This is a genomic window from Microcoleus sp. POL10_C6 (assembly GCF_036701585.1).
GTDB lineage: Bacteria > Cyanobacteriota > Cyanobacteriia > Cyanobacteriales > Microcoleaceae > Microcoleus.
Genome location: NZ_JAUBRB010000019.1, coordinates 1 through 24,145, shown reverse-complemented (window position 1 = coordinate 24,145; position 24,145 = coordinate 1). Strand labels below are relative to the sequence as shown.

Genomic DNA, 24,145 nt, shown 5'->3' with positions numbered 1-24,145 from the left:
TTTACTATCTATCTTCAACTACTCCAACTAATGATTGCAAGTCGAAGTCTTTGTCCAATCCGCTGAGACAAATCCCCGCACTCATAACTGTCAAGTCATTTTTGGCGATCGCAGAAGTGTGGTGTTCTCCCGTTCCGCTAGTCCATTCAACTAGCCAATAATTTTCGCGATCGCAAAAATCCCGCAATTCACCGCCGCCCATTTTTAGCGCCCGCTGCAAGCGCTTTTCTTCCCGCACTTTCGGATCGAAATCTTTAATATTTCGGGACACCCATTCGTAAACTGTTCGCATTTCCGGCGTCATTCCTTTAAAGCGAATATCTTGAGGCAAAATCAACTTTTTTAAAGCTGCTTTCAACTTCTCAGAGGGCAGCGGATCGGCGCGCCTGTCAATCTCTTCAAACCACAAACAATGACCGTCCCACCGCGCAACAATCGGCTCAAACTGCGAACCTTCTGTTACTAAATGCACGGGTACGGGTTTGGCAACACCCGTGCGCTGTTTAGCATCAGATTCGTTAACCGGATAAGCCAGCCAAGTTTGCCCTTGCAGCACGTAAGCCAAGTGCAAGCGAACGGGTACGAGCAGTTGCAAATACTCGGCAACTTGCGGCCAACTCGGTTCCTCAATCACCGCAGCAATTTTCTCATTAATCGGCCTAAAAATAGCCCATCCTTCAAATTTGCGCGGCTGGGGTTGAAAAGTATAGACCATTGAGCTAACTCTTATCCGTACGCTTCCTCCGCGCACGCAGGGCGCCAAAAATTGGGTATCGAGTAGCTGCCCTTCTTGGGCCGCAAGTTGGCTGAGAATTCTGCGAATATCTGCCAATGGATTGACCTCCCTAATCTTACTTATTGTACAGAACGCACTTTTAATTAAAGCCAATACAAAGAATTGTAAACACTCTTGACACGAATGAATATCCTAATATAATATTGAGCGAGGATAGAATTTTAACCTTGTAAATATCTCAAGTAAATATGCTGCCAAAGCTTTTTTCTAAGTTGGTTGTAGTGACAGCTCTGACAGTTCCTATTTTGGGGTCAGTCCAGGTAGCTAAAGCTCAGGACAGCTATGGAGCTACTGCTTATTCTCCGACTTCTGACGCCACTGGTATTAGTTGGGATCATGCTACAGAGAAAGAAGCACTAAACGCAGCAGTAGCCGTCTGCAATGAACAAAGCGGAGGTGCGAACGACTGCGAACCCCTGACATCTAATAGTAATAATTGTGGAGCGATCGCAGTAGGCAAAGGAGGAGCCGGTGCGGGCTGGGGCGACGATCAAGCCGCAGCAGAAGCTCAAGCTCTCGCCGGTTGCAGCGAACTAGAGGGCGGCAGTTGTAAAGTGCAGCTTTCAGCTTGCAACAACTAATTAAACTGATAAAAATCGGTGGAATAGGTGTATATGTTGGCTGCTAAAACAGCTTAAAAAATAGTAAATGTATGGTGTGCAATGCACACCATACCAAATACAACTCAGCTAAAATTAGGGTACGCAATGCACACCCTACGCAGTTAATCTCCTACTTCGGAAGTAACTGCATCTGGTGGCAGCAAACTTTCTAATCTATCTTTAGACCAGTATTCAGTAGGGTAAGCGAGTGCAATAATATCAGAGAGTCGAATCAGCCACGTAACTTGTCCGTAAGCGTCGATATTTTCCGCCTGTTCGTTAGGGGGAACTATCACCAAAAGTTCCACAAAGTCGGCGAACAAATTAATCGGGATGCCGCCAAAACTGCTATTATTTGTTTTAATCCAAACTTTGCTGCCTCGATCGAGAGCTTCTTGCAGTCTGGTGCAAAGCAAACTGGATTTTTTGACCTGGGATTTTTTGGCTTTCGACTTTTTTCCCATAGTTTTAAGAAGTTAAAGTAGTTGTATTGTGGGTTGCACAGTTCGTTGAACCGTGGGTTGAGATTTAGTGCGCTCCTCTTCGTTGGCGTAGCCCCCGTAGGGGCGGGCTTTCTTTCGGATCGCAACGCTTTCGCTAACGCGGTTTGGTATTGAAACGGACAAAAGGAAAAAGGGCGATCGCCCCCTCGCTACCCCATTACTCTAGTCTATAAGAAAGTGCTGTACTGCGATCGTAATAACAATTTAATCGCAAAATCGCGAAATGACACCAGTTCCCAAAAAATGCGACTCTAGCCAAGCTTCAAACCCTTAATTCATCAGTGATTCCCAATCTAAAATCTAAAATCTAAAATCTAAAATGGTATGACCTACGGTGGCACTGTTACAAAGTCAGTCAACGATGCCCGTGTTTCTACTGTGTCCAAATGCAGTATAATCAGCGAAATCTTCCCCAATCGTTTAAGTAAAACAATGGACTGGCGAAAGCTCATTCATCCAAACCCGAAAGCTTCCACAAATCAACCAGCAGCACCAGAAACTCGATTATCTGTAGAATTTTTGCTAGGGCTCTTTGCTGCGGGATGGACTCAACAGCAGGTGTTAGAAAAATATCCCGCACTGACTTCGGAAAAGTTACGCGCTGCTTTAGCTGCTGCGGATTCCCAGTTAGTCTCATCCATCGCTAATCCAGAATTACAAGCAATTATCGCTCAAACTAGAGAATAATTTACAATGCTAACACCTGAAGGATTGCGGGCTGTTTTTCGTTTGCTGCTGAATGTCTCCGTATATAAAAGTTCTACTTGACGCGATAATTCCAGGTTTTGATAGCTAAATCTATAAACCATCCTAAATTAAAGTCTGTCTCCTTTTGGTAAATTTCCCACCATTCCCTAGTAGTGCTATCAATAGGTGGAGTAATTCCTTTAAGGAAATACAAAAGTAAGAAAAAAGTATTATGATTATAACCTAGTGCAGCTTGCGTCAAGTACATATTAGGTTTACACCATTTTAACATTCCATGCCTAGTCATTCCTGAAAATGTATTAGGTTGAGGTTGCTCTTTTAAGTTAATAGTATCTTTGGTACAAACAACCCATTCTATAGAAGAATTTGCAGAAAAAGGGTTGCCTACTTTTTTCAAAACAAATCCAAATCTAGTTATCGGTGTTTTGATATTTTTATTAACGGCTGTTGGCAACCAAAGAAATAAAACGATTCCGTTAGTAGTGTTAGTTATTTCGGCCACTTTTTTGTGATTCACTCCATCCCCAGTTCCATACAATATTTTTCTGTAAGTGGTACTAACCATTTCTTTTACTTTTGGCTGAGACAAAAGCAAAGTTCGCAACTTCAGAAAATCTGTATGATAGTCTGGTGGGAGCCTACCTACAAAATTGCAAGTAAAAGGAGGTAAACTGCTACGATCTAAATTAGGAGAGATTTCTGGCAACCCAAATACAGGGTAAGAAATTTCATAAATTTGACTTAATAGTTTAAATTGACCTGAATTCTGATGATTTTGTACAGCAAATTCCCAAAAACAAAAATCTTCTTCAAATTTTGAAGCTTCTTTGTCTGTGTAATTATCAGCGTGAAAACTCGGTGCGATCGCTATCATTTTAACTGGCAAGGAATAGTCTATTTTATCATCAAAGCATTTATTGGTGACAATAGCTTTACGATACCGAGTTAGCTGCGAAACTAATCCTCGATCTTCTTCATTTTTTAACTCAATAATTATCGGCTGCTTTTCGGATTTGGTACAGCACAATAAATCGCATCGCTGCATTTTTACAGTATGCTGTCTTTTGATTTTAATTAGCGATGGAAATATTTCATCAAATTTCTCATCTATATAATCTTCCAAATCCATCTCGGATTGAAACCTGATTTCACCACCAATATAAATTAACTTGCGATTAGCAGTTTTTACCCTCTCATTCAACCTTTTACCTTGGGTTGATAGATGTTTTGCTTTGAGGTAGGGCACAGTAGCTATCCCATAAAGTGAGCATTGCCCGCCAGTTTAACTCACGAGCCATGCCCAATTATATCACTTGTCATCCCTCACAGGCAGCGACGTATCCAGAATTTCCATCAACAATTCCAGTCGCGAAGGACGGCTCAACATCGGCACTAAATTCGGCAAGGAGTAATAATCACCCGCAAACGTAAAGGTTTCTACCGATACTTGTTTGTCCTTCAATTGCTTCTGGACATATTCGCACCAAGCACCAACTCGCACAATCACAACATCAGGATTTACCCCCAAACTGCGACAGTAATTCTGATAAGCATCTGCAAAATAAGGTGCAGTGTTTTCGCCTTCATCTGTTACGATAATGAATTGCTCGACAACCTGCTTTTTAATTCGCATTGCTTCTACCGCGCAACCGCAACTTGTGCCGCCGCCACTGCGAATGTGCTTGAAAGCGCGTTCCCAGTCTGTCAATTCGCTGCCATTTGCTTGCACTGGATACGGCATCGTGTCAAAGGCATAAACGAACAGTTCAGCGTCGGAAATGCCGGAAATCAAAGCAGCGAGACGCTTCCCAACTTCGATCGCACTTTCCATCGAACCAGACTTGTCAATCAACAAACCGGTTGCTTTCGCAATCTTGCCGCGCTTCTTCACCTGTTCGTTTGTCACCGCTTCCAGCTTCGCCGCCGTTGCTGCGTCGAAGTTCGCGCCCGCACCCGCAACACTCGCTTTGTAAGCAGAAACCCGATCGCACTTTGCCGCTTCATCCAGCTTCGAGTCAATCAACTGCTTGACTTCCGCGTGATCCATCGCGCCGCGAGACTGAATCGATTTCAAATTGTTGATGACTTCCTGCGGGGACATCGAGTTAATCAGCGCCGCCAAAACCGTTGGCGTTAGCTGTTTGATCGCACCAACTGCGATCGTATACGGAATCTTGTACTCAACAATCAAATTCGCCTGTTCCGCAGGTGTCGCCGCCTTTGCTAACTGCTTCAAAACGAATGCCAGAGAGTCTTCCGGCGGATTGTCTTTAAACAGAATAGCGTTAGCGCGATCGCTCGGCTTGACGTGCAGCGTTGCGTACAAATGCTTCATCGCCTTGCGGTTGCGGATGGCCGCGCGATCAAAAAACTGCGGATTCTTTTCCCGCGATTTCAGATAGCGAGTGACAGCAGTGCGCGCGCTGCGGGGCAACTTATTCTGGTGCCGCTTCATAAAGTCCACAATCCGCGAAACCTCGTAGGGAGGGAACTCTTGCAGCATCATAAAACCGGCATCTCGGTGTTCCGTCAGCGCCGAAGTCAGCAAATTTCCGGCAAAAACTTCCTTGTGATCGCGCACGTCGCCGTGACGTTGATACCACACTGCTAAATGACCGTAAAAAATGGGGTCTAATTCGATTATTAACTTGTGAATTTCTGCTACTTTTTCTAATACACGGTGAGGAGTGGTGAGCAGACTGTTGAGCATTTCCAAACGTAAATCGCGCTCTGCTGTATTCATATTCATTGGTGTTACCTTCCTATTCGATTTTGGATTTTGGATTTGAGAAGTATTCAAAATCGGTGGTTGGCAGTTGTTGCACGCTAGCGAGTGAAATTTAAAAATCACCGCGCAAGTTTGGGGAGCTTTTTTTAGTAAACCTATGGCTAAACCTAATAGGGTCTGTATGTAAGCTCTCGCGATTGGGGCGCGGCAAAAACTGCGATTTGAAATTAACTATTTCAGGGAAACTGTTTCTAATTCGATCGCTCTCAAATCTGGTTCAACCCAGTTATTTCGAGCTTCCCAAGACATCAGCCGATCGCGCGTGTAGTAGCGAAATGGTAAAGTGCGATCGGCATATTTTGCAATCAAACCGTTAGCAAGATTTACCATCGATCGATTCCGGCTTTCATCGGCGAGATACCGGCGAATAGTTCGCACCCAAAACAGCGTTAGGGTTTCGTGATATCCGCCATCTTTTGTAGTCTCAATTCCCTGAACGGAGTTGTAACGTTTAATGCCATTCCGCACCGCATTTATCGCTTCTTGCTCCGAGTCATAACACAAATACCAAAGGGCAACGGTTAAATGCGCTTCGTGAGTCCATTGACTTCGTGGCAGGCTGCCTTCTTGGAAAGCGTGAATCAGACTGTCTATCTCGCTGGGCGGTCGGTAAATTAGAGTTGTATTTTTCATAATTTAATTCTCCTCACCACTTTTACATCTAATATTTATAAATATGAGATGTTCCGCACAAGTTAGCAAAGCGTTTTGACAGTGCGATGGCTCTACCCCTGAGCTACAGCCCCTTAAACGGGGCTGGCAGGATTTGAACCTGCGACCAATCGATTAGAATGTGTGTATTCGCTTCACTCGTTAGGGTGCGGAACAAAATTTTTCTAATCTCTAAACTAGAAAGTTTTGACTTGTGATTATTCTAAATTGCTCATTCTTTTTTTTTTGTAGATAAAGTCACTTCGCGCAAGTTAAGAAAGCCGTTGGCACATACGCAGGAGTTGAACCCGCGACCTTTTCTTTAAAGAGAAATGCTCTACCAATGAGCTAGTACGTAAGCTTCCTTTGTTGGGGCGCGAAGTGGAACTTTTAAGCACCGGATAGATATAAAAAATTCAGCTATAAAAGGCAGCGCACAAGTCAGAGAAGCTTTAGCCTCGCGGTAAGTAGGAATTGAACCTACAATTCGATTTTAAGTCGAACGTTTCCAGTTTGTAAGCTTCTTTAGTTGGGGTGCGCTGTCTAATAGGTGCTTTAAGTGAATTTCTAGCCGTAAACAGCTTCTGGGCGCACAATTAAATCACCGCTGGGACGGCGATCGAGCACGTAAGACTCGAAGCGAGATCCCTTGACATCAAAATGATTGGCCAGACGTTCCTTAATAGCCTTGTCGCTCATTCCTGCCGCGATACCCAGTTGGTCTTCTGCCACGTCATAGGAACGTCCTTCAAAACGAATGTGAACCATTACCGATACCTCCTAGAGCAATTTTGGATTGTGGATTGGTAGCTTATCTGCTCTCGAATTTGGCTTTTTGTGAGACTTAGCAAACTGCCAGTATCGGTAAAGATTCACGACATCTGATAATCTTTACTAAAAGAAGCGCCGTTCTAAATGATAAGCTTGTTTGATATTGCGGATTTCCTCAGCCTTTTTGCTTGATTGAAATCTGGCAGAGCTTGTCTGTTCTGAATCCGCAGGAAATTCGTTGAAATTAGACTGATTTCGTACAACATCTGACTCTGGCCGAGTCAGTTTGTAACCGAACAGTTTCGTATAAAGTAACAACATGACAATCGAGTTTATATTACAAGACTTTCAAATTGATGTTCGTTGAAATTTTGAGCAATATTTAGTTGTCAAGGTTCAGAATTTGCACGAAAAATACAGGTTTTTGCTTGTCCTGCACTTGCCATATTTATATACTACGTGTATACTACATAGGTGTCAAGGGGGTAGCAAAAGTTTTTTAGATAAAACTTACACGAGTGGCTAGAAACCTGGTTTTTTCAGGAAAATATTTCGTTGCAACCCGCAGATTCGGTAAAAAACCCGGTTTCTTGGGTCAAAGTGCGATCGCCCGCTGTAACATCGATCAAACATCCTTAACATAAGAAATGCTGTCGCGAATATTGTGGAAGCCAGCAGACTCGTAAAGCCGCAATGCACCTGATGAATTTTCAGCATCAACGCCGAGAATAGCAGTGGCGACACCGGCAGCTTTGAGTCGATGCAAACCAGCGAGCAACATTGCTCGTCCCAATCCAATTTTGCGGAAGCCGCGCCTAGTGCCGAGACAGGCAATCCAGCCTTCATTGCGCCCGGTACGATCGCACTCTTGCACACTAATCTCGCAGTAACAAAAACTGACAAATGTGCCGTCATCAGCAACAGCAATCAAGTCTAAATCATTTCTGTGATCGGGTTTAGCTAACTGGTGCTTAAATTTATCTACCGTTAAATCGTGATGATTCCAGTGATCGATAAATGACTGGTTGAACATTTCTACCCAAGCTTCCGCATCCTCTTCGCCGGGGAACTGAATGAGGGCAAAACCTTGTGGGAATTGCGGTTCTGGGATCGGTTCCGAGAGCGATCGCGCCATTCGGTAAAAATAGCGATCAGCCTGGAAACCATTACTTGTCAGCAATGAAATGCGATCGCAATCCTCAGCGCGAGCGTAGGTTCGCAGTTTCACGCGCCCGCCCCGCATCGCAGACACCTCGCGCATCCGCACTTCACCCCAGGCGATCGCGGCTGCTTCCACATCGCCGGATCGCACGTCGGGGTGGACGCGAAACCACAGCCAACCGTCAATGACTTCCCCAGGCTCAGAAACCGACAACTGAGCAAAACCGATTAATTTTCCTTCCGCATCTTCCCAAAGGCGGATATCGCGCGCTACATCTAGGGACGGTTGGTTAAATTCTTGTTGTAATTCCGAGATGGAAGTGCCTTCATCGAGCCGATCGACTTCTTCGCAAATATTGATTAAATGGGCGATCGCATCTAAATCGCGATCGCCCCCATAGCAGCGCGCCGAGAGACTTGCCATCATAGCTAATCACCATTTCCTGTCGTTATTCAGTTTAAAAATAGCTTGGGCGATCGCACTTTTATCGATCGACTCGCCCCAATGGTCGATCGGCATTAAAAATCCGACCACGCAAAAACCCCGACGCATCGAACCGCTACAGCAGTTGACTGTAAACGTGAGTTTCGATAAATTCAGGTTTAGGATTTGGGATGGGAGTAGAAGGACTTGAACCTTCGACCTTGAGATTAAGAGTCACCTGCTCTAACCAACTGAGCTATACTCCCGCATCTAGGCTACTATAACACAACTGTTCTGAAAATTCAACTATTTTTGTAAAAATTTGTGGCGATCGGTCTGAATCAACATTGAAATCGAGAAAATACCGCATACAATTTTTGTGTAATTCCTAGAAAATCATTTTGTAGTAAGGACTTCAGTCCTTTTTTGCCCGCAGTAATTGCAACTAATAAAGTCCTTATCGCTAATGCTTCACTCGATAATGAAGCAACATGAAACCGTTGCTGTAGATTTTGCGATCGGCAACTTCCAAATTGGTCGGCTCGATTGCACCGAAAAAAAGAGGAATTCCCGCTCCGATTACTACCGGATTCAACTTCACAATCATCTCGTCAATCTCAGAAAAAAGAGTTGCCGCTAAAGCCCCACCACCGCAGAGCCAGATGTCTTTACCCATTTCTTTTTTCAATTCCTGAACCAATGCGACAGGATTGTCCGAAACAAGTTGAATATTCTCATCGGGACTGGCTTCCATAGTGCGCGAAAAGACATACTGCTTCAAGCTGGGATAAGGATTAGTTACACCCACATTTAGTCCTACCTCATAGGTTTTGCGTCCCATCAAAACCGCATCAAACTGCTTGTTCTCTGCACGAATGCCTAGTGCTTCCTGAAGGTGAGCCGGAATAGTCTCAGGAAAGGAATCGAACAAATCAGCAAAATGCTCTCCTTGCATAGGAAAACAATCAAATGAGCCATCTTCGCGAGCAATAAACCCGTCAACGGTGCAAGCAACGTAATATTTTAGTTTTCTCATCATGTTTCACGTTCATTTTGATAATTTGATATTACAACAAATTTACCTCGTAAAAACCAGGAGGTGTTTCATCAAAATCATCCGCAACGTAAGTAAAAATTCCTTGAGCACAGCCAAATTTACGGGGTTTGAAAACAGCAGTCATTTGAGGTGACGTTTCTTTCAGTTTTTGGATTTCGTTTAAAATTTGAATATCCTTTAATAACAAAATCCACTGAATCAATTCTAATTTGAGAGCTTGAATGCTCATGGCTTCTATGTTGAATAACTAGAAAATTTAGACTTATTATAAACCAATCCACCGAGGAGGTACTGCCCCTCCTATCCCCGCGTTATCAGCACGGTGTCTCGCTTTTCGACTTCCGGTGGTTAAAAGGAAGATGAAGGAATCGAACCCTTACAGTTACCTGTACCCCAGTTTTCAAGACTGGTTGCCAACCATTTAGCGGCATCTTCCAAGGGGTGTCCGACGGGGCTTGAACCCGCTAATAACTAGCTTCACGGGCTAGCGTCTCGACCGCTTCGACTTCAGACACCGGAAGTGGAGTCAAGGAGAATCGAACTCCTGGCCTCTTGCGTGCAAAGCAAGCGCTCTACCAATTGAGCTATGACCCCGCGTCAAAGATTCACCTGTGGAGTAAATCTAAAATCTAAAATCTAAAATTGGTGTGGTGGATTGCGATCGGATTTGAACCGATATCTTTCTAACAGCCAGTTAGATGCTTTACCAATTAAGCTACGAACCCATTCAGCAGGAGTGGTAGGACTTGAACCCACAACATTCGAGGTAGAAGCTCGACACTCTATCCAGTTGAGTTACACTCCCATGTTTTTTGTTAATGCGCGATTCCCTAGGGGATAGCTGCGCTTCACGCACTTTGACGTGCAAGTTATCAGAGCATTGCGTTTTCTCAGTTACTAGAGGGACTCCGCCGATGAGTTATTACACACTCTTTAAAGGATGGCTACCTTTAAGCCAACCTGCCGGGTTCAATGCACTCCTCGTTCTCAAACGCCCGCTGATTTTGACAGCGTTACCTTTCCTCTCGTACTAAAGTATGTAGGCTCCAAAGATTGGGGCACGCAAAGGGCGATCGCTCTTAATATAAAAAATTATCCATTCAATGGAATCAACCTCCTTAAATTAAAGCAAAAACAACGAGAGTGGTAGGACTTGAACCCACAACATCCGCGTCCGAAGCACGGCGCTCTATCCATTGAGCTACACTCCCATAAATTGGTAGTCCTGACAGGAGATTACCCCGCGTCTGCTTGTAAGGCAAACGCTCTACCATCGAAGCTCAGGACTACAAAAGCGGATGATGGGACTCGAACCCATGCGCTGAGAATGGCATACTCAGATGCTAGCCTTTACATCACACCCGCAAACCGATTTTAGATTGGAAATTTGAGATTTTGGATTAAAAAAACCTCTCGTTTAGCCAAGCGGATAACGAGGCTCGAACTCGTGCCTAGAGTTTGGAAGACTCGAATGCTACCGTTACACCATATCCGCAATTGTGGGGCTGGTGATAGGAATTGAACCTACAACCGACTGATTACAAATCAGTTGCTCTGCCTAATTGAGCTACACCAGCACGCCAAGCAGATGGCGAGATTTGAACTGGCAAAAAAGCTTTACAAGAGCCTCATGTTGCCAATTACATCACACCTGCATTTTTGGTGGCGGGGGCAGGAGTTGAACCTGCTATTAAGAGGCTTATGAGACCTCCAAGCCTACCCAGGCTACTTCACCCGCGATGTCACCAAATACCCCTGACTGGCATCGAACCAGCACTAACTAGATCCTAAATCTAGCGCCTCTACCGATTGGGCTACAGGGGCAAAACCGATTTGAGATTTGAGATTTGAGATTTTAGATTGAATAAAACCTCATACCCCTGACAGGACTCGAACCTGCAAAAAACACTCGTTCTGAGCGAGTGATGTTTTCCAATTACATCACAGGGGTAAAGTCGGGATGGTTGGATTTGAACCAACGACTCCATGCTCCCAAAGCATGGCTTCTGGCCGCTGAATTACATCCCGTTGATGCTCCTAGTGAGACTCGAACTCACACTCAAAATAAAACAGATTTTAAGTCTGCCGCGTCTGCCAATTCCGCCACAGGAGCAAGTAGAAACTTAGTTAAAAATTTGGTACTCCTGGTGAGAGTTGAACTCACACAACACAATTTTTGAAATTGCGGCCTCTGCCAATTGGGCTACAGGAGTGTAATTGATCTGCTTTGGTAATAGCAGAACTGGGAAGGCAGGGATCGAACCTGCATTTTGCCGCTTTCAAAGAGCGGTGCCCTACCAATTAGGCGACTTCCCAATAATTGGATGCCGAGGCAGGGGTTGAACCTGCAACCTCATCGTTCAGAGCGATGCGACTTGCCTTTCGTCCACTCGGCAATTGAAAAAATGGCTGCCCCAGTAGGACTCGAACCTACAACCTAGCGGTTAACAACCGCTTGCTCTACCATTGAGCTATAAGGCAACGCAATCCCCCAAGTCAGTATCGAACTGACGACCTCTTGTTCTTCAGACAAGCGCTCTACCAACTGAGCTATCGGGGGAAAACGGAGAAGGAGGGATTTGAACCCTCGACGGCTGTTAAACCGCTCTTTCTTAGCAGGAAAGCGCCTTAAGCCACTCGGCCACCTCTCCATAGCGAGAACGGAGGGATTTGAACCCTCAATCTTCAGTTTTATTAACTGAGATGTTATCCGGCTACACCACGTTCTCAAGATTGCAACTGCGGATTAAATGCAGTTACAAATGGGTCGGGCTGGAATTGAACCAGCAACGCTTTAAGCTACTGTTTTACAGACAGCTACCCACGCCAATAGGAGGGCCGACCCAAGATAGGATTTTTGGTAGGTCGTCGAGGAATTGAACCTCGATCCATCCGCTTAAAAGGCGGCTGCAAAACCATTCTGCCAACGACCCACGAGAAGTGCTGACGGGAGTTGAACCCGCAATCACTTGGGTGAAAACCAAGCGGCTTAAACCATTTGCCTACAGCACTATAAATTGGCACAGGAACTGAGATTTGAACTCAGAATGCTGGTTTTGGAGACCAGAGTGTTGCCAGTTACACCATCCCTGCTTGTGGTCGCAGCGGCGGGATTTGCACCCGCATTGACCAAGGTATGAACTTGGCGCTTTGTTATTAAGCTACGCTGCAATGTCACTTTCGCTTCGTTCCTTTTCAAAGTTAAAAATTTCAATTAAAAGACTGTTAGTTTAATCTTTTAATTTCTATTTTTTAATTTCTGATTGGGAACAGAGGTTAGGGCGGGATTTGAACCCGCGAAAATCGGTTTTGCAGACCGACGCCTTCAACCACTCGGCCACCTAACCTGGGAGTCCCGACGAGGTTTGCACTCGCAATCTTCTCCTTGAGGGGGAGACGGCTTGACTTTTGCCTACGGGACTTTGACCCCCGCCGAAAAACGGATACTTGCTTTCCGACAGGAGGTGTGGATTTTAGACCAAAGTTCCAGTTCCCAGATTCTTCTCCTGTGGAGTAAATCTAAAATCTAAAATCTAAAATCTAAAATCGACTGACGGGAGTAACGAGACTTGAACTCGCAACCTTTCGCTCGACAGGCGACTGCTCTGACCGATTGAGCTATACCCCCGCGAAAATGAACAATATTCTGTCCTTGAATTACTCAAGTTGGGACGGGGTGGCGGTTGATTCCGCGTACTACAACCAGATCGGGCTTTTGTTGCCGGAGTCTACACCGCCAATGTCCACAATTATGTGACACGATTAACTTCCTATTCAGTTGTCAAGGTTCATATTGGTTGTGGGGTAAGGCTTTGAATCTCTTTCCCCTTCGTCATATATTTATACTACATTGTGTATTACAAGACTGTCAAGGGGGTAATACAACTTTTTTTTAAATTGGGTTTTTTAAAGGGGTGTCGATCGCTCCAACCAACCCTCTGCGACCCCCAAAGTCCTTATATATCAACATTTTTACTGTTAAAGTGATGTTGTGGCGTAAGGTAAATCTGATGCTGAAACCGTACGACACTCCAATTTCTCTGAATTCTCGCCGTCGCGCGAGGTGGCACTTCTGGAAAATGCGATAATCAGCTTTTAGATATCAAATACTACAAATCAAACGTTGTCTGAATTGCCCTTAACTCCCGTGCCCGCATTGGCAGCCGATCGCCCAAACATCCGTGACTGGCTACACTCGTTAGATACCTGTCCGAGTACCAACAGTTGGGCGATCGCCCGCGCGGCCCAACTCCACCACGGAGATGCAGTATTTACCAAGCGACAAACCAGCGGGCGTGGCCAACACGGGCGCACCTGGCACGCCCCAACCGGTGTCTTAACTGTTAGTTTTGTACTCGACAACCTCAACCCCACTCTGTTGCCAGGGCTCAGTTTAGCAGCGGGTTTAGCCGTGATTTACGCGATCGAAGATTTGGTTCCCGACTGTCGCGATATGCTGCGCCTGAAATGGCCAAACGATGTCTGGATCGATCGCCACAAATTAGCGGGAATTCTCTGCGAAGCTACTTCCGGCAATGTGTTTGGTAAAACTCGCGCCGTTGTGGGAATTGGACTCAACCGCTGCGTAGATTTCGCGGCTGCGGGATTGGATGAAAGGGATCTGGGCAATGCGGTAAGCTTGCATTCTATTGCTAGTACAGTACCAGATGAACTGTGTTTGGTCGATCGACTGCGGCACTATTTACTAGAACTAGCCGATATGTTTTCTACAACAGACAAGCCAGCCTCCAAGTCCGGTTTAGCGCTACTTTTGCCGGAATTGCGCCGCCGCGATGGGTTGATTGGCTGCCCGGTGGCGATCGAACTTGCGTCGGAAACCATCTGCGGAGAAGCCGCCGGCATTGATGGATGCGGCCGCTTGTTAGTATGCTTGGCGGGCGATCGAATACAAGCCTTTACCTCCGGGCGAGTTAGATTAATTTAAGAGGCAGTTGTCAGTGGGCAGTTGTCAGTTGTCAGTGGGCAGTTGTCATCACTCAACACCGTCAACAGTCAACAGTCAACAGTCAACAGTCAACAGTCAACAATTCCCAATTCCCAATTTTAATTGATCACCTCAAATACTACCAATCTGCTCAGCCACAGCGGTTGATTTGCCTCCACACCTTCGGGACGACCCTTAGTAGAAGCAACTTGTATTCTGTTGCCATTTATCCCTTGTCTAACCAAAATATTTTTCACATTTGTCGCCCTTTCCAGTGCCAACTTTTGATTTTCTACCGGAGTGCTTTTAAAATCGCTGTAGCCCACTATCCTTAAATTCTTCGTGCGATTTTTCTCCATATATTCCTTGACTTTACTAAGCTTTTGTGCTACGTCTTTCGCCTCCAAACTTGCCGAGCCTGCACCGAAATACACGCGAACTGGCATTATTATCTTTGGCGGCGGTGGAGTTCCTATTATCACTGTATTTGTTACAGACTTCACCCCCGGAATTTTCTCAAAAGCTTGAGTGATTTTCTGAGCATCTGGCACTTTGCTTACGCTGCCTGCAACGGCGACTTTTCCCTCTGCATAGCGAGCTGAGATATTAATGCTTTCTACTTTATTCAAAAGAGCTGCCGTCCGCTTGACATCGGCTTCTACTAAAACCGGATCAGGAGGTACTTCAACGGCTATAATTTTATTTTCAATTCTTGATTGTGGAGCCACTTGCTGAGCGATTTTTTCCGCTTTCAATCGCAGATTTTGATTTGGCACTCGGCCCGAAATCTCCAATAATTTATCTTTAACATCTGCCGCGATACGATAAACCGATAACTCTGGAGCAGATTGTAATGCTAAATTCGTATCTGCTTCTAAGCTGGCTTCAACTCTGCTGCGGTATTGATGAATTCCCCAAGGTACGCCAATTAAACCTAACGCTGCCAAACCGATCATGGGTAAAATTGGACGTTTACGAGATTTAACTTTTACCTCTGTATCGATTAATTTTTGCAATTTCGAGTTTACTTCGGGTGGTACAGTTGCTGGATCGCCGTTAAATGACCGAATTTGATCTCCGTATTCTTGAACAATATTGTTGAATATCGATCGCATTTTATACTTAAACCACTGGCGGGCTTCTCCTTGCATCACTACTGCTAGACAACACTGATCCGCTACTTCCAATACGATCGTAGATGAGCCGTATTCGATAGCATCAATTTCTGCAATATTTCCCGACTGAGATATACAATCGTTGACAACAGCCCGAATAGCAGTCAGCATCCCTGCTACTATGTCTGATTCTAGCTGTTCGCGTTCAGACTTCTGCACTGCGGAAATTACTAATCCCGATTTTGCTTGAATTAACAACACAGCTTTAACACTCAGCGGTGTGGTTTCTTTCAGGAGCAATTCTGCTTCAGAAATACCCTCTAATTTGGCTTTAATTTTGCGACTAATTACCTCTGGACTTAAAGTGGCTTCGAGTTTTTCATTGATTTTCCGCATCCTCTCGGCGATGTATTTTAAAATCGTGCTGCCGATGATCGGATAAAGTGCATCCGACATTGCTTCTCGCTTGAGATGAATTTGCTGTTTGATAGCGGCGGCCATTTCTGGCGCGATCGCCATTGCAATTTCATCGGGCGATTCACTCATTTTGTGGCTGATTCCCACAGGAAGGGCCGACGATATGGCTACTCCCATCGATTGTCTATTTTCTCTGGTTTTCGTATTAATTATTTCATCAATTATCGGACTTATGGTTTCGACAAATGATTTTCTCGACTCATTAATTGTTTGGAGCATCATTTCGGGAAACATGATTTTAATTCGGGCGATTAATTCTTCCCGATCGCCTCCCCATTCCGCATCAGTAATTTTACGATCGAGTTCCCCTACTTTATCGTTGAGTCTGTAATTATAACTTACAACTTCATCTAACAATGGTAAAATAGATTCGATGACAGACTTTTGCAGTTGGGCGTGATGGCTAACCATCAGCTCGTCAATCAAAGGTTTCAGTAAATCGGTAAACAAGTCTGTCGATTCATAAATCCGGTGTTCGATCGCCACAATCTGTTGTTCGATCTTCGCGAGTCTTTGATCGATCCTTTTATTCTGAATGATGGCATCGACAGCCGGGGCGATCGCAGATTCTATCTCTAGCTTTGCTTCCCCGATGTTTCGAGACAGCATTTCTACAATCACTGGCATTATTCTTGCCATCAACCCTTCTATCTCGGCTAAAACTTGCTGCTGAACTTCGACAATCTTAGTTTCATTATTTAATATTTGCGCTGCAATACCGCTGTTTTGAAGAGCCGTGTTGACACCGGGTGCGATCGCCTCTCTCACCTCTAACTTGGTTTCCTCGATTTTCCGGTTCAGCGACTCAATCATTAACGGCATTAACCTTGCCATTATATCTTCCGGCTGCGTTTTTTGCTGTCGCTGAAGATTATTTAGTCTACTTTCTACGTCGCTCAATTTTCCTTGAACTTCCCTTTGAAGAATTGCTGATTCTATCAAAGGTTGGATCGTCGCTGCTACTTGTAATTTTGATTCATCGATTTTCTGATTCAGCAAATCAGTTATTGCCGGCATTAGCATCGCCATTATCTCTTCTGGCTTCTGAGTTGGCGACTGTTGCGTAGCCAATCGGCTCTCGATGAGGCTCAATACTTTTTCTTCTATTTCTACCCAAGCTATTCTTACCTGTACTGAGGGAGCAACAGCTTCTACAACCTCTAATTTTAATTCACTAATTTTGCGGTTCAGCAAATCGCTAACTACTGGTACTAGCTGCTTAATTAAATCTTCAGGTTGCTGCTGGTAACGCTGCTGAATATTCGCAATTCTATCTTCAATTCTTACTACCTGTTCTTCAAGTCCGTTTTGATTGTGAATTACTTGATTGACTCTCGGTGCGATCGCCGAAGCTACCTCTAACTTAGACTCCTCTACCTTACGGTTGAGCAGATCGCCCACCACCGGCATCAGCCGTTGCATTAACTGTTCTGTATTCGGCAGTGGCTGCTGGTTCAAGTTAGCAATTTGATTTTCCCAATCTGCTAATTTTGCCTCCAACTCGATCGGATTAATGTTATTATTGCTCGCGAGTTCGATCGCCTTTTTTAATTCAGACTTCAACTCCTCTATTTCTTCTCTCACTAACTCAGGAATTAACGGTTTCAGTAAAACCATCAACTCTTCTGGTTGAGACATCAGATTCTCAAAATTTTCCAACCTTTGTTCCACGCTCAAAACATTACTGTAAAATTCCGGTAAATCCCTTTCAAACAGCAGTTGTTGCAACTGTTTAAACTGCTCTACTGCTTGTTCTAATTCTTCCTCCGACTGCCGATTATTTTTGGCTACCTTCCCGGCAATAGATAAATCGGGTTCCTGATTATTGTTTTCTCGTCTTTGAGATGGGATCTCTTCCTCGTTAGTTAATACTTCCGGCACAATACTCGGTGATTCGATCCGAAAAGACAATTGTTGGCGTCGATTTTCCTCATCCTCCAACCGCTGCACAGACTTTTCCGAAAGGGGTAACTTCAGCTCGCTTGGTTCTTTTTTTGATTTCTTTAATAACTGGAATTCAGTCAGTATGGTTAGCAATTCCTGAAGTTGCTCTCCAGCTTTAGAATTTGCCAGAGTTGCATCAGAAACCTCTTTTTCTGACTGATATATTTTGCCTGAATTATCATTAGATGCTGCCATACTGCGCTACCAAAAGTTGATTTTAATCGACCGAAGGAAATTACCAGCTTGCTTGCCGCCTCACCCCAGCGAAAATCAATAGGAATGACACAATTGTTCCAAGCGTCAGGCGTACTAAAGCTATCGCCTTATTTTAACTGCTGTTCTGCGACTAGCCAACTGAGCCGCCAACTGCAATGCTGCCTTCATGCTGGAGGCATCCGCAATCCCTTGACCTACAATATCAAAAGCTGTGCCGTGATCCGGAGATGTGCGGACAAAAGGCAAGCCAATTGTAGTGTTGACTGCTTTATCGAAAGCCATCAATTTTACTGGAATCAACCCCTGGTCGTGGTACATTGCCAAGTAACCGTCGTGAGCTTCCTTGGCTAAACCGTACCAAACTTTAGCCGGTTTTACCCACAGGGTATCAGGGGGGACTGGCCCGTCTAACTGCACTTGAGGAAAGCGATCGCGCTGCGTTTCCAACCAAGGTATCATCCAGTCTTGCTCTTCATTTCCCAGTTTGCCATTTTCGCCGCTGTGAGGATTTAAGCCAGAAATCGCAATTTTCGGTCTTTCTAGCCCAAAATCTTCCCGCAAACAGTTTATCAGTAATTCTAGTTTTTCACTCAGTAATTCTGGAGTCAAAGCATCGGGGACTTGACGGAGTGAAATATGTGTGGTAGCGAGTAAAGTTACCAACGTCCAGCCACTGTGTGGAGATGTGGCGGCAAACAGCATTCCGAATCGCTGCGATTTTGCCCTTTCTGCGAGAAGTTCTGTTTGTCCGGGATAATTGTAACCTGCCGCCTGCCAGCAAGTTTTGGAAATCGGGCCTGTCACGATGGCGGAGAATTCGCCGGCGATGGTACGGGCGATCGCACTTTCCATGTAAGCAAAGCTAGCCGCCCCGCTAGCGGCACTCCCGACACCGGGGACAATTTCGCCCCACTTGCTGTCTGGTTCGATATCAATAATGTTTAATGTTTCGGGATTTGCCGCTTCTGCTGCTGGATTGCTCGATCGCAACTTATCGTAAGTTTGCTGCAAAACTATCCTAGAACCTATAACCGTTACCCTCAAACCAGCAGCAGGATCGGCCAATGCCTTGAGAATCACTTCCGGGCCAATTCCCGCCGGATCTCCCAGAGTTACAGCTAGTTTTGATTCCCGATCGAGACTCAAGGCAGTTTTCTCCAACAAAATACAGGAATTTCGGCACTGAAATTTTAGCATTCATGTACCTGGTTGCCCCAAATTATATTATGTTTATTTAATGCGATCGCCCAATTGGACATATATAATCATGAATCCTGAAATTTTCAATGCAGCCTTTTTGTCCTTTTCCCTAATTTTCGTGGGTATAGGTGGAGGCTTCCTCCTGCTCAAATTGCAAGGCGGCGAAGAATAAGTTTTTTTCAACAATCCTTCAGAAGCCTTCTACCTTCTGCCTTCTAGAGTCTACTTGCTGCCAAAAGCAAGCCTTCTGGCGAATATCTCAAGCCTAAAATGAGAAAATTTCAGGTTTTTGTTAAGTTTATATAAAAAACTTAACAAAAACCTGATACCATCTTATTGAAAGTTTAAGATTCATAATTAATCCCTAGATGACTTTATTGATTTTAGGTGCCACCGGCACTCTCGGCCGCCAGATAGCCCGCCGCGCCCTAGACGAGGGCTACCAGGTGCGCTGTTTAGTCAGAAGTTACAGAAAAGCTGCATTTTTGAAAGAATGGGGCGCTGAACTCGTACCGGGGAACCTTTGCCAGCCAGACAGTCTGCCTCCGGCCCTAGAAGGCGTCACTGCTATTATCGATGCAGCAACAGCCAGTGCAGCCGATTCTGTCAGCATCAAAAGAGTAGACTGGGACGGAAAAGTATCGCTGATCCAAGCAGCAGCAGCAGCAGGCATCAAGCGTTACATATTCTTTTCCTTTCTCGACGCGGAGAAATATCCCCAAGTCCCCTTGTTGGAAATCAAGCGCTGTACCGAATTGTTCTTAGCAGAATCCGGTCTAGACTACACAATCTTGAGACCTTGCGGCTTTTTGCAAGGACTGCTGAGCCTGTATGCAATGCCGATTTTGGACAATCAGGCAGTCTGGCTGCCCAACAAGCCATCCGCCCTTGCCTACATGAACACTCAGGACGTTGCTAAATTTGCCGTCCGGGCCCTTTCCGTTCATGAAACCGAGAAAAAAAGCTTTCCGGTGGTGGGAAATCGCGCTTGGGATGCTGACGAAATCGTGCGGTTGTGCGAACGGCTGTCAGGGAAGGAAGCCAAAATTACGCGCACCCCAGATGTCTTGTTGCAGGCTACTCGTAAATTAGCTACCTTCTTTCAGTGGAGTTGGAACGTAGCTGACAGATTGGCTTTTTCAGAAGTTTTGGCAGCCGGAAAACCCTTGAAAGCTCCGATGGATGACGTTTACAGTGTCTTCGGAATCGACCCTAAAGAAACTACTACTTTGGAGTCTTATCTGGAAGAATACTTTAATCTGATTATGAAGAAGCTCAAGGAAATAGAGTACGAGCAGCTTAAGACTAAAAAACGGAGTAAACAAAAAATGCCCTTTACATTTTAAAGTGCCGAAAGCTGGGATTATATACAACGACGTTAAACCTGTGGCTTGTCGCATCGCCGCAGAGTTGGAAGACAAGCTGACTGCCCGCGGCTGGGAGGTTTGCTCGGTTTCTGGTTCGGGAGGAATTCTGGGCTATTCTAGCCCCGATCGCCCCCTGTGCCACACTCAGATCGAACAACTCGTCCCCCCCGGTTTTGACAGCGACATGGAGTTTGCAGTGGTTTTGGGCGGCGACGGTACGGTGCTGTCGGCATTTCGCCAAGTCGCTCCGATTGGAGTGCCGCTGCTGACTGTCAATACCGGTCACATGGGCTTTTTAACAGAAACTTACCTGAACTTGCTGCCGCAAGCTTTGGAAAAGGTAATCGCCGGAGAATACGAAATAGAAGAAAGATCAATGCTGGCGGTGCGGCTGTTTCGAGAAAACGACTGCCTCTGGGAAGCCCTTTGTCTCAATGAAATGGTGCTGCACCGGGAACCGCTGACTTGTATGTGTCATTTTGAAGTGGCGATCGGCCAGCACGCCTCTATTGACATTGCTGCTGATGGAGTCATCATCGCAACTCCCACAGGATCGACAGCTTACGCCCTTTCTGCCGGTGGCCCTGTCATCATTCCCGGAGTGCCGGTGTTGCAGTTGCTGCCTATTTGCCCGCATTCAATGGCTTCGCGGGCTTTGGTGTTTTCCAACACCGAGCCGGTCAAGATTTTGCCGGCGAGTCCCACCCGCCTGGTAATGGTGGTAGACGGTAACGGCGGATGTTATGTTCTGCCTGAAGATTGGGTGCAAGTCGAGCGAGCTCAGTACCCAGCCCGCTTTATTCGGGTGCAATCTTTTGAGTTTTTCCACATTTTGCGGGAAAAATTGGGCTGGGGCTTGCCTCACATTGCTAAACCGAGTTCGGTTGAGTTGCCATGATAGTTGTTGTTGACACTCCCCGACTATTAAGGTACGGGGATTGTTGGCTCAACCAGTTGCCTTGCTCGTAGATTTCATATCAAGTCCTAGCTGTAGGAGACCGCAATTCCCGTTCCCGTTTTTCACCGATTGAAGGGATTTTGATTTTTTGATCTGTTGATAAATTGTAGAATAAAGCAGCAATTAGTGTTGGTAATGTAGGGCGACATTTAAATTGTATATTCAGGGCGGGCGGGACGCCCACCCCACAAGACTTTGATTTTTTTGCCATACAATTTAAAGGCAGAACAGCTTAATGTAGGGCGATATTTATCCATCGGAATTCTTTATTCTCGATCGAGCTTCCTAATCATCTCCAAAGTCAGGCTGCGTTTACGAGATAACGGTATAGTTGGAGTGTCTTCATTTCTATTCACTCTGCTTAGGACGGATTTCAAATTCTGAACGTGCCCGGAAGAAACAGACATCAAACTCGAAGAAGAAATTAGCTTGCCCCAAAATCAAAGGTACATTGGTTGCTTTTGTCCAGGCAAATGCCAGGTTAAGCCTTGGGAATGAACTAACTCGAGCATTAACAACGACTGCGCGGGCTTCAAATCGAGCCAAATTCCCAGCCAATACGACTGAGAGTGTCTCATTTTCCCAGACTAAGCCCAGTTCTAGCCCTAACTCGTAGGGCAAAACATTAACGCTTGCGCCTGTATCTAGTAAGCCCTCAGCGTTCAAGGATTGACCGTTCAGGCTGAGTGTCAATGGCAGATACGGCATTCGATCAACCATGCCAAGACTGCTGTCAATGATTTTGTAGGGAAATCTCTGAGCGTCAATCATTCTGTTCTTGTTGTTTTGTCGTCAGAAGATTCATTAAAACGTTGGCAGCCTCAGAGCAATTGTAAGGCGACCAGACCGGATACTCTCGATCGGCAACAAAAAAGTTTGTTGCATCTTCTTCTTTGACCAGTTCTGTTGCCAGAAACTGCATCAGCCGAAGCTTGTCAATTTTTGAAAGTTCCTGGATCTGTGACATTAGTTCAGCCAATGGCATTTGAGAATCTCCTCGTTTGAGGTTTGGCGAAAAGATTGGATCTACTAGCTTGTTGAATGGGTGCGCGATCGAAGCGTGTCTATTTATTCTACCAATTTTCTGTAGGTCAAGCTCTCGATCGAGCTTCCGAATCATCTCCAAGGTCAGGCAGTGTTTACGAGATAACGGTTCGCTTGAGCGGCTGCAAATAACTCTCGCAATCTATCCAAACCTTCTGTCAGTCCGCTCCAAGCGAATTGTTATACGGCTCAATCTCCCAGTAAAATAACGACCATATTAGGAGCAGTTCATTTCTATCTAAGACTAAAAGATAGCTACAAACAAAAGCTTCTTCTCAAAAAGATTAGAGAGACAGTCGTAGTCTTTAGCTATCCCAGTAGTTTTCTTCAGTTTTTCCTCTAATTCTTGTTTTTCTTCGTTTATTGTATCCCTGATAAAAGATTCAGTAAGCGTCTGAATACCGCTCCATATCTGATGATCCATCATAAAAAAAGTAGTTTTTTTAGGATCAAAGAGTACATATTTAAGATTCTTGGTATCCTCTGGAACTATTTTTTCAAGCTGAGCTAAGTTAATCCGAAGGTAATTAAGCTGAACTTTCTCAAAGTAATTTTCGACATACTCAGATGAGTGGATCTCAGTTCCTCTTAAAAGGCTCTTAAGAGCCTCATACAAACTTTCATATGTAAAACCTTGTGTAACTTCTTCAGAGAAAATTTTTGTTTGCCAGAATTGTAGTTTTTGAGACATTAGCCCATCCACACTGCTTTAATATAATCTACGAGTGACTGCATATCACGAATTTTTTCCAGTTTCTGAATCAGCTTTTGCATATCGACACGATCGTAAAAGTCAATATCAACGTCACCTCTGTAGGAGTTTTTGAGTTTGTCTAGTTCCCGCCTTGCTTCATTGCTGATCAGGTTCACAGGAAAAACATAATAATAACCGCTTGGCTTTCCTTCATACAGCCATCTATTCTCAATATCTGCAATTTCTGCCCTAAGATAAGTTACATCAATTGCTCCACCAGGATCGGTATAGGAGGATTTACACTCCCAAACGTAACTACCAACCTTAAATACTTCAGATTTCATGAATGATTACCTCTGAGTGTTCTAACGGAGTCTTCTATAATGAGCATCGATTATCACAGTTTTTCCGGATTTATAAACCCTTGTATGCTCTCTAACAACTGTGATGTTTCCTGCAAGTAGATCTTTGATTAAGTTATTTGCTTCTTTACTGTAGATAACGAAATCTGCTCCTGGCTCATTAGGGCGTAAGTTGTCCTCGTAATCAATTCCAGGCTTCATGCCGAATTGATCCATCAAGTCTCTTAGCATGGACTTGAAGTTGGCATCTACAACCTTCCCCTTGTCTTTTGCATCTAACTTACAACAATACTCCGGACAGTTTTTAAGCAGCCAGAGTACCATAAGACAAGACTGAAGGAAGGTTAGGGTGATTTAAAATC

General features: G+C 44.9%; 22 protein-coding genes and 31 tRNA genes. 6 read left to right on the top strand and 47 right to left on the bottom strand.

From position 1 onward, the window contains the following. Positions 1–4: 4 nt before the first annotated feature. A complete protein-coding gene (locus tag QUA34_RS12840; protein WP_333387013.1) occupies positions 5–832 on the bottom strand; it encodes a hypothetical protein in 828 nt (275 codons plus the stop codon). A gap of 152 nt (positions 833–984) precedes the next feature. Between QUA34_RS12840 and QUA34_RS12835 the strand changes: the two genes are divergently transcribed. Then, positions 985–1,377: a DUF4189 domain-containing protein gene (locus QUA34_RS12835; RefSeq protein WP_333387011.1), complete on the top strand. Its 393-nt coding sequence runs from the start codon at positions 985–987 to the stop codon at positions 1,375–1,377. 143 nt (positions 1,378–1,520) lie between these two features. Here the strand turns inward: QUA34_RS12835 and QUA34_RS12830 are convergent, their stop codons facing one another. Continuing rightward, the gene (locus tag QUA34_RS12830) at positions 1,521–1,862 is read right to left on the bottom strand and encodes a hypothetical protein (protein WP_333209081.1); all 342 of its coding nucleotides are present in this window, start codon (positions 1,860–1,862) and stop codon (positions 1,521–1,523) included. A gap of 471 nt (positions 1,863–2,333) precedes the next feature. Between QUA34_RS12830 and QUA34_RS12825 the strand changes: the two genes are divergently transcribed. Further along, complete coding sequence (locus QUA34_RS12825; RefSeq protein ID WP_333387009.1) at positions 2,334–2,588, top strand: DUF433 domain-containing protein; 255 nt, start codon at positions 2,334–2,336, stop codon at positions 2,586–2,588. A gap of 73 nt (positions 2,589–2,661) precedes the next feature. Here the strand turns inward: QUA34_RS12825 and QUA34_RS12820 are convergent, their stop codons facing one another. The 38 genes from QUA34_RS12820 to QUA34_RS12635 form a co-directional block, all read right to left on the bottom strand. After that, positions 2,662–3,855: a hypothetical protein gene (locus tag QUA34_RS12820; RefSeq protein WP_333387007.1), complete on the bottom strand. Its 1,194-nt coding sequence runs from the start codon at positions 3,853–3,855 to the stop codon at positions 2,662–2,664. A gap of 63 nt (positions 3,856–3,918) precedes the next feature. After that, entirely contained in the window at positions 3,919–5,358 is a 1,440-nt protein-coding gene (locus QUA34_RS12815) for a hypothetical protein (protein ID WP_333327959.1), read from the bottom strand. A 210-nt stretch (positions 5,359–5,568) separates the two neighbouring features. Continuing rightward, on the bottom strand, positions 5,569–6,030 hold the full coding sequence (locus QUA34_RS12810; protein ID WP_333327956.1) for a hypothetical protein: 462 nt from the start codon (positions 6,028–6,030) through the stop codon (positions 5,569–5,571). 303 nt (positions 6,031–6,333) lie between these two features. After that, positions 6,334–6,405: transfer RNA gene (locus QUA34_RS12805), tRNA-OTHER, on the bottom strand. Between the two features lie 210 nt (positions 6,406–6,615). After that, positions 6,616–6,816, bottom strand: coding sequence for a hypothetical protein (locus QUA34_RS12800; RefSeq protein ID WP_333327953.1), 201 nt, complete (start codon positions 6,814–6,816; stop codon positions 6,616–6,618). Positions 6,817–7,444: 628 nt separating this feature from the next. After that, a complete protein-coding gene (locus QUA34_RS12795; protein ID WP_333327947.1) occupies positions 7,445–8,407 on the bottom strand; it encodes a GNAT family N-acetyltransferase in 963 nt (320 codons plus the stop codon). Positions 8,408–8,596: 189 nt separating this feature from the next. Then, positions 8,597–8,670: transfer RNA gene (locus tag QUA34_RS12790), tRNA-Lys, on the bottom strand. A gap of 197 nt (positions 8,671–8,867) precedes the next feature. Further along, on the bottom strand, positions 8,868–9,443 hold the full coding sequence (locus QUA34_RS12785) for a dihydrofolate reductase family protein (protein ID WP_333327944.1): 576 nt from the start codon (positions 9,441–9,443) through the stop codon (positions 8,868–8,870). Between the two features lie 28 nt (positions 9,444–9,471). Further along, positions 9,472–9,690, bottom strand: coding sequence for a hypothetical protein (locus QUA34_RS12780; protein ID WP_333327941.1), 219 nt, complete (start codon positions 9,688–9,690; stop codon positions 9,472–9,474). 124 nt (positions 9,691–9,814) lie between these two features. Then, positions 9,815–9,897: transfer RNA gene (locus QUA34_RS12775), tRNA-Ser, on the bottom strand. A 4-nt stretch (positions 9,898–9,901) separates the two neighbouring features. After that, positions 9,902–9,976 (bottom strand) — tRNA-His (locus QUA34_RS12770). Positions 9,977–9,982: 6 nt separating this feature from the next. Next, positions 9,983–10,055: transfer RNA gene (locus tag QUA34_RS12765), tRNA-Ala, on the bottom strand. A 54-nt stretch (positions 10,056–10,109) separates the two neighbouring features. Further along, positions 10,110–10,186: transfer RNA gene (locus QUA34_RS12760), tRNA-Ala, on the bottom strand. A gap of 6 nt (positions 10,187–10,192) precedes the next feature. Beyond that, positions 10,193–10,266, bottom strand: a tRNA-Arg gene (locus QUA34_RS12755). Positions 10,267–10,599: 333 nt separating this feature from the next. Continuing rightward, positions 10,600–10,672, bottom strand: a tRNA-Arg gene (locus QUA34_RS12750). Between the two features lie 6 nt (positions 10,673–10,678). Further along, positions 10,679–10,749 (bottom strand) — tRNA-Val (locus QUA34_RS12745). Between the two features lie 136 nt (positions 10,750–10,885). Further along, positions 10,886–10,956: transfer RNA gene (locus tag QUA34_RS12740), tRNA-Gly, on the bottom strand. 5 nt (positions 10,957–10,961) lie between these two features. Next, positions 10,962–11,038: transfer RNA gene (locus QUA34_RS12735), tRNA-Thr, on the bottom strand. Between the two features lie 6 nt (positions 11,039–11,044). Further along, positions 11,045–11,116, bottom strand: a tRNA-Thr gene (locus tag QUA34_RS12730). Positions 11,117–11,211: 95 nt separating this feature from the next. Then, positions 11,212–11,285, bottom strand: a tRNA-Leu gene (locus QUA34_RS12725). Positions 11,286–11,336: 51 nt separating this feature from the next. Beyond that, positions 11,337–11,412: transfer RNA gene (locus tag QUA34_RS12720), tRNA-Leu, on the bottom strand. Between the two features lie 4 nt (positions 11,413–11,416). Continuing rightward, positions 11,417–11,489 (bottom strand) — tRNA-Pro (locus QUA34_RS12715). 4 nt (positions 11,490–11,493) lie between these two features. Beyond that, positions 11,494–11,574, bottom strand: a tRNA-Leu gene (locus QUA34_RS12710). 23 nt (positions 11,575–11,597) lie between these two features. Then, positions 11,598–11,674 (bottom strand) — tRNA-Leu (locus tag QUA34_RS12705). 29 nt (positions 11,675–11,703) lie between these two features. Further along, a tRNA-Gln gene (locus QUA34_RS12700) sits at positions 11,704–11,777 on the bottom strand. A 5-nt stretch (positions 11,778–11,782) separates the two neighbouring features. Then, a tRNA-Gln gene (locus QUA34_RS12695) sits at positions 11,783–11,857 on the bottom strand. A 10-nt stretch (positions 11,858–11,867) separates the two neighbouring features. Continuing rightward, a tRNA-Asn gene (locus tag QUA34_RS12690) sits at positions 11,868–11,942 on the bottom strand. 6 nt (positions 11,943–11,948) lie between these two features. Further along, a tRNA-Phe gene (locus QUA34_RS12685) sits at positions 11,949–12,021 on the bottom strand. Positions 12,022–12,025: 4 nt separating this feature from the next. Beyond that, positions 12,026–12,112, bottom strand: a tRNA-Ser gene (locus QUA34_RS12680). Positions 12,113–12,116: 4 nt separating this feature from the next. Next, positions 12,117–12,190, bottom strand: a tRNA-Tyr gene (locus QUA34_RS12675). A gap of 34 nt (positions 12,191–12,224) precedes the next feature. Continuing rightward, positions 12,225–12,306, bottom strand: a tRNA-Tyr gene (locus tag QUA34_RS12670). A 13-nt stretch (positions 12,307–12,319) separates the two neighbouring features. Next, positions 12,320–12,394, bottom strand: a tRNA-Lys gene (locus QUA34_RS12665). A gap of 5 nt (positions 12,395–12,399) precedes the next feature. After that, positions 12,400–12,473 (bottom strand) — tRNA-Glu (locus QUA34_RS12660). 6 nt (positions 12,474–12,479) lie between these two features. Then, positions 12,480–12,554 (bottom strand) — tRNA-Trp (locus QUA34_RS12655). 3 nt (positions 12,555–12,557) lie between these two features. After that, positions 12,558–12,632, bottom strand: a tRNA-Met gene (locus tag QUA34_RS12650). A 102-nt stretch (positions 12,633–12,734) separates the two neighbouring features. Further along, positions 12,735–12,808 (bottom strand) — tRNA-Cys (locus tag QUA34_RS12645). After that, a tRNA-Glu gene (locus QUA34_RS12640) sits at positions 12,809–12,883 on the bottom strand. It lies immediately after the preceding tRNA gene. Positions 12,884–13,015: 132 nt separating this feature from the next. Continuing rightward, positions 13,016–13,089, bottom strand: a tRNA-Asp gene (locus QUA34_RS12635). 495 nt (positions 13,090–13,584) lie between these two features. Here QUA34_RS12635 and QUA34_RS12630 point away from each other — a divergent pair. Beyond that, positions 13,585–14,406 carry a biotin--[acetyl-CoA-carboxylase] ligase gene (locus QUA34_RS12630; protein WP_333327938.1) on the top strand — a complete coding sequence of 274 codons (822 nt, stop codon included), beginning with the start codon at positions 13,585–13,587 and terminating at the stop codon, positions 14,404–14,406. A 119-nt stretch (positions 14,407–14,525) separates the two neighbouring features. On the opposite strand, the gene QUA34_RS12625 is transcribed toward QUA34_RS12630, so the two are convergent. Together QUA34_RS12625 and pdxA are read right to left on the bottom strand one after the other, a co-directional pair. Next, a complete protein-coding gene (locus tag QUA34_RS12625; protein WP_333387003.1) occupies positions 14,526–18,137 on the bottom strand; it encodes an OmpA family protein in 3,612 nt (1,203 codons plus the stop codon). 120 nt (positions 18,138–18,257) lie between these two features. Then, complete coding sequence (gene pdxA, locus QUA34_RS12620; protein ID WP_333387001.1) at positions 18,258–19,355, bottom strand: 4-hydroxythreonine-4-phosphate dehydrogenase PdxA; 1,098 nt, start codon at positions 19,353–19,355, stop codon at positions 18,258–18,260. Between the two features lie 40 nt (positions 19,356–19,395). On the opposite strand from pdxA, the gene petM reads away from it, so the two are divergent. The 3 genes from petM (at position 19,396) to QUA34_RS12605 (ending at position 21,623) form a co-directional block, all read left to right on the top strand. Continuing rightward, complete coding sequence (gene petM, locus QUA34_RS12615; RefSeq protein ID WP_445242817.1) at positions 19,396–19,530, top strand: cytochrome b6-f complex subunit PetM; 135 nt, start codon at positions 19,396–19,398, stop codon at positions 19,528–19,530. A 196-nt stretch (positions 19,531–19,726) separates the two neighbouring features. Next, entirely contained in the window at positions 19,727–20,704 is a 978-nt protein-coding gene (locus tag QUA34_RS12610; RefSeq protein ID WP_333386999.1) for an NmrA family NAD(P)-binding protein, read from the top strand. Between the two features lies 1 nt (position 20,705). Next, on the top strand, positions 20,706–21,623 hold the full coding sequence (locus QUA34_RS12605) for an NAD(+) kinase (RefSeq protein WP_333386997.1): 918 nt from the start codon (positions 20,706–20,708) through the stop codon (positions 21,621–21,623). 408 nt (positions 21,624–22,031) lie between these two features. Here the strand turns inward: QUA34_RS12605 and QUA34_RS12600 are convergent, their stop codons facing one another. The 5 genes from QUA34_RS12600 to QUA34_RS12580 all read right to left on the bottom strand — a co-directional run bounded on the left by QUA34_RS12600 (position 22,032) and on the right by QUA34_RS12580 (position 24,107). Continuing rightward, positions 22,032–22,454, bottom strand: coding sequence for an aspartyl protease family protein (locus tag QUA34_RS12600; protein WP_333327927.1), 423 nt, complete (start codon positions 22,452–22,454; stop codon positions 22,032–22,034). Beyond that, the gene (locus QUA34_RS12595; RefSeq protein WP_333203042.1) at positions 22,447–22,668 is read right to left on the bottom strand and encodes a hypothetical protein; all 222 of its coding nucleotides are present in this window, start codon (positions 22,666–22,668) and stop codon (positions 22,447–22,449) included. The genes QUA34_RS12600 and QUA34_RS12595 overlap by 8 nt, the downstream gene beginning before the upstream one ends. A 303-nt stretch (positions 22,669–22,971) precedes the next feature. Beyond that, entirely contained in the window at positions 22,972–23,418 is a 447-nt protein-coding gene (locus QUA34_RS12590) for a hypothetical protein (protein WP_333327923.1), read from the bottom strand. Beyond that, a complete protein-coding gene (locus QUA34_RS12585; protein ID WP_333327920.1) occupies positions 23,418–23,765 on the bottom strand; it encodes a hypothetical protein in 348 nt (115 codons plus the stop codon). Before QUA34_RS12585 ends, QUA34_RS12590 begins: the two co-directional genes overlap by 1 nt. Before the next feature lie 21 nt (positions 23,766–23,786). Next, complete coding sequence (locus tag QUA34_RS12580; RefSeq protein ID WP_333386994.1) at positions 23,787–24,107, bottom strand: hypothetical protein; 321 nt, start codon at positions 24,105–24,107, stop codon at positions 23,787–23,789. Positions 24,108–24,145 lie beyond the last annotated feature (38 nt).